Origin of the sequence: Aeromonas lacus, from assembly GCF_000764665.1 — a bacterium.
GTDB classification, from domain to species: domain Bacteria; phylum Pseudomonadota; class Gammaproteobacteria; order Enterobacterales; family Aeromonadaceae; genus Aeromonas; species Aeromonas lacus.
Genome location: NZ_JRGM01000194.1, coordinates 1 through 637, shown reverse-complemented (window position 1 = coordinate 637; position 637 = coordinate 1). Strand labels below are relative to the sequence as shown.

Here is a 637-nt window from a genome sequence, read left to right as displayed (position 1 = left end):
GCTGTATGTGTAGTAATGAAAATTTTTTGGTTCAGTACCCCTAGTCTGTGTATTCACTGCCTGCATAAGCCTAACAGCCTAGGCTGCATTGTAGAGAAGAGTACAAGCAAACGTACTGCTCTATTGTTCAATGCAAGGCACAGCGTTAGGCTGCTTTGCACGCTTGCGTGCGTGAGGTATGATAGCGGGAAACTGTCTGTGAGCATTTGTTATGTCCCGTATTAAGTTTTGGATGGCGTTAAGAACACTGAAAGGCGTTTACTCGTTAACATCAAAGGGACTTACAATATCCACAGTTGTTTGCGTAGCGATCATAGTCATCAACGCTTTATTGTGGGATGCAAAGCCTGAGCCGTTTAAAGGCGCAGCATTGCTTGTATCTGCTGGAATAGACTTACTTCTTGCATATGTAGCTGGTTATATATTCTACGTTATCACCAGTGTCTATCCTGACTATAAACGTAAGCAATTCACTTACTACACAGTAATGAAGCGCGGTTTGTTTGAGATAATAAAGCCATACTCAAATTTATTAGAGGGTTTAGCAAACAATAACAAATATCTAAACCCGCTTAAAGCCATAGAAGAGTTTGGCTCTTATACTGGACAACAAAAACTAATCCGCGCAACAGCAGGT

At 41.3% G+C, this 637-nt stretch carries 1 protein-coding gene; it reads left to right on the top strand.

Going from position 1 to position 637, the window contains the following annotated elements:
* Positions 1-211 precede the first annotated feature (211 nt).
* The coding region (locus LG31_RS21110) for a hypothetical protein (protein ID WP_152598461.1) at positions 212-637 on the top strand (426 nt) is incomplete at its 3' end.